The sequence below is a fragment of the Deinococcus sp. genome (assembly GCF_018260405.1).
Lineage (GTDB): Bacteria > Deinococcota > Deinococci > Deinococcales > Deinococcaceae > Deinococcus.
The window spans coordinates 1-3,831 of the sequence record NZ_JAGLBG010000145.1 but is presented as its reverse complement, the minus strand read 5'-3'; the positions used below and the strand labels follow the sequence as shown (position 1 = coordinate 3,831).

Sequence of the window (3,831 nt, the reverse complement as noted above, 5' to 3'; positions counted from 1 at the left end):
CGCCATTCTCCGCGAGCTGGCCCAGGAAACCGGGCGGCCTCTGGACACACCAGTGATCGCCCGCCCCGCGCCACTTCCCGACGAACTGGAGCTGCTGGGACGCACCAAAAAGCGGGTCTACAAGCAGTTCACGGCGGCGCTGCGGGCAGGTCGCCACCCGCGTCTGGCCGTAAGCGGCAAGGCAGGCGTCGGCAAAACGGTGCTGCTGAGTTATCTGGCGACCAGCCTCCAGGCAGCGGGACAGACCGTCTGCTGGCTGAATCTGGTCGGTGACGCGCTCAGCGCTTTGCCAACGGTACCGGCACGCGGAAGTTCATTTGCGGCCCTTGCGGCGCAGCAGCACGAGGCCATGCAAAAGGCCATGCCCGCCTCCGGCGTGCTGCTGCTTCGTATTCCAGCTGACCTGAATTTTGGCGGGCAGCCGCCGCGCCTGCTTAGTGGTACGCCGGTCTCCCCGGCGGCGTGGGCCTACTCGGTAGTGCAGGCTGCCCCGCGCGAACTGGCCGTGCTGCTGGCCCTGGAAGACCCGGCGGGCTGGCCCGAGGACGGCCCGGAACTGATCCGGCTGCGGCCACCCACCCCCAGCGAGGCCCGCGCCTACCTGATGCAGAAACTGGGCGTGACCCGTGAGGCTGCCAGCGACCTGCTGCGCGAAACCGGGCAGAACCTCGACCGCCTGACCCTACTGACCGGCACAGGCAGCAGCGCCTCGCAACTGCTTACCGACCCCGGCGTGTACACGCTGGCCCTGGCCCTCTCGGTGCTTCTGCGGCCCGGAATGCCCCCGGCCAGCTACTCGCCGGACGTGTGGCAGGCCGCCCTGGGACACCCGCTTCAGGACTTACCGGTGCATGTCCGCTCCCAATTGATTGCCGATGGTGCGCGGTGGCGGCCCAGTCCGGCACTCATTCAGGCGGCGCTACAACTGCCCGCAGCAAAGCGGCAAGTGGCGCTCGAGCAGCTGGCCCAGCGTGGGCGGCGCGGGGGTGGGTGGCCGGACGATGCCAAAGCGTTCTGGTTTGCGGCGCTGACCGAACTGGGTGACTGGTCAGGTCTGGAGCGCTTCCTGGTCAGGTCGCCCGCCGACAGCCGTTTTTTGCCCGACCTGTGGCCTGCTATTCGGGCCTCGGCTCCGGCTACGGCACGTGAGCAGCTGGCCCGCGCCGTGGTTGATCACTACGCGGGGCGGGGCGAATACCACGATTCCAGAGCGCGTGACGCGCTGTTCTCGCTTCTGGAATCGGAGCGCCCCGGCGTGCAGGTCTGGGGGCGGGTCAAACTGGCCGAAAGCAGTGTAGACGCCGGAAATTTTGAGGCCGCCAGACAGCAACTCGGCAGGCCGGAGGTGCAGCAGGTGCTGCGCGACACCCTGACCGACCCCTGGACTCTGGCTGCCCGTTCGGACGCGCTGCTGGTGCAGGCTGCGCTGGCCCGCTGGCAGGGCCACATTCAGGCCGCTACCGCAGCAGTCAACGACCCCCACACCGCGCAGTCCGGGGCGCGGGCGCTGCTCTGGCGCGGCCTGATCGCCAAAGACTCGGGCAACTGGAGCGAGGCCCTACGTAGTCTGGCCGCCGTTTCCGAACAAAGTCCGCTGCTCTCGGCGCGGGCGCGGTATCAAGAAGGCGATCTGCGGCTGCGGCTGGGGCAACCTGGTGAGGCCCTCCGTGCGCTGCTGGACGCCGCCAGCAGACTGGAACTGGCGGGCGGAACCCACGAGGAACTGGCCCGCATTCTGGCGCGCGCCGCCACCGCCGAGCGCCGCCTGGGGTATCCGGCACGCGGGATGCGCCTGATGGACCGTGCTCTGGGCCTGCTACCAGCGCACAGCAGCCGAGGCGACGGGGTGCTGCGTGCCCGCCTGCTGTCCGAGAGCCTGCCGATTCTGCTGGCCGTCGGACAGCCCGATCAGGCTCTCCGGCAGGCTACACGGGCACTGGAGCTGCTGCGGCAACCCGGCCCGCGCCGCGCCGAGGCCGAATATCGCACGCGCCGCACACACTACCGCGTTGCGCTGGCCTACCTGACGCGGGGCCGGGGCCTGCCCTACCTGCATCCTTTCTCGGGAGCCGTGCAGGACAACAGCGACCTGGCGTACGCCCGCGAACTGCTCGACCTGTTGCTTCAGCAAGCGCCGGAAGCCAGCGACCGCGAGCAGGTGTTGACCTTCGACATGTACCTTAGCCGCGCCCTGGTCGAGCCGCAGCCGCGACTGGCGCTGGATTTCGTGCGCCGCGCCCTTGACATGACCGATCACCCCTACGCCGAAACGCAGGCCCGCACCATTCTGGCCGAAGCGCATCTGCGAGACGCTCAGACGGGGGTGGCGCTAAGCGAAATCAACCGGGCGCACACACTGCTCCGGCGCGTGCAGGTCGGGCTTGGAGGAACCTACACCGCCGAACCGGGCCTGGCTGCCCAGTTGTTGGCACTGGAAGCCAGAGCGACCGCTGAGGACGGCCTGAAGATGCTGGAATGGCTGCGCGACGCCCTGCAAGACCCCCTGATGGCCCCGTTTCGCGGCGGCATCTGGCGCGAAGCTGGGCAGGCCCTTGAAGACAGCCGGGCAGACGCCGTTCAGATCGTAGAGACCTTTACCGGAACCCAGAGTCACTGGCCGCTGCGCCCCACCGACAGCCTAATCGTGCTGGGAAGCGAAGCTGAGCAGGAGGGCTGCACTTCAGGATCACGAATAGATTGACCACACCACACCATCAGCACAAAAAAGAAGGCACTCGGAGGCACCTTCTCTGTTGGTTTTGAAGCGCTCTAGCGGGTACCGCGCGGATCGAGAATATCCCGCAGGCCGTCGCCCAGCAGGTTAAAACCCAGCACACTGAACAAAATGGCGAGGCCGGGGAAAATCATGGTCCAAGGCGCGTCGAGGTAATACTGGCGGCTGTCCGAGATCATGGTGCCCCACTCCGGCAAGGGCGGCTGCGCCCCGATGCCCAGAAAGCCCAGCGCCGCAACTTCGATGGTCGCCGTGGCGATACTCAGGGCGGCCTGCACGATCAGCGGCGAGAGGCTGTTGGGCAGCACATGCCGCAGCAGCATGCGCCCCGAGGACGCGCCCAATGCGCCTGCGGCCTGCACGTATTCCATCTCGCGCACCGAGAGTACCACCGCGCGAGTCAGGCGGATGTACACCGGAATCTGCACGATGGACACTGCCAGCATAGCCGTGACCAGCTGCGGGCTGTTAAGGGCAAACAGCCGGTCGAGCGCCGAGATCAGCAAGGGCGGATGGTCGGAGCTGAAGATAGTGGCAAAGCCAATCGCCAGCAGAATGCTCGGGAAGGCCATCATCACGTCACTGAAATACCCCAGCACCGAGTCGATCCAGCCGCCGAAATACCCGGCCAAAAGCCCCAGCAGGGTGCCCAGCAACAGCGCCAGAATGGTACTGAGAACCCCGACTTTCAGGCTGATGCGGCTACCGTGCAGCACGCGGGCGTAGATATCGCGGCCCAGGTTGTCGGTGCCAAAAGGGGCCTTCCAGACTTCGACTTTGCCAGAAACGGGGTCGGTGTAGGCTTCCCTGGCTCCCTGATCCCACATCGCCATAATACTGGGCGGCTTGAGTTTGAGGCGGTAATCGCGGTCAGTCATGGCGTCGTAGGGCCGGATAACCGAAGCGAGCACCGCCAGCAGCACGAAAATGGCAACGATAATAGCCCCCACCTTACCCGGCGTACTTTTACGAAAGCGCCGCCAAAAGATGCTCTGCTGCTTGCGCGGCTTGGTCTGAACAGGAACGGTTGCAGTCATCTTCTCACCTGTACTGAATCCGGGGGTCGAGGGCGGCGTAACTCAGGTCTACCAGCAGGT

Annotated in this window: 2 protein-coding genes; one reads left to right on the top strand and one right to left on the bottom strand. The window is 66.3% G+C overall.

The features are described from left to right. A partial coding sequence (locus QZ269_RS12250) for a hypothetical protein (RefSeq protein WP_291426989.1) occupies positions 1-2,701 on the top strand: 2,701 nt, incomplete at its 5' end. 68 nt (positions 2,702-2,769) lie between these two features. On the opposite strand, the gene QZ269_RS12245 is transcribed toward QZ269_RS12250, so the two are convergent. Continuing rightward, positions 2,770-3,771, bottom strand: coding sequence for an ABC transporter permease (locus tag QZ269_RS12245; RefSeq protein ID WP_291426988.1), 1,002 nt, complete (start codon positions 3,769-3,771; stop codon positions 2,770-2,772). Positions 3,772-3,831: the final 60 nt, after the last annotated feature.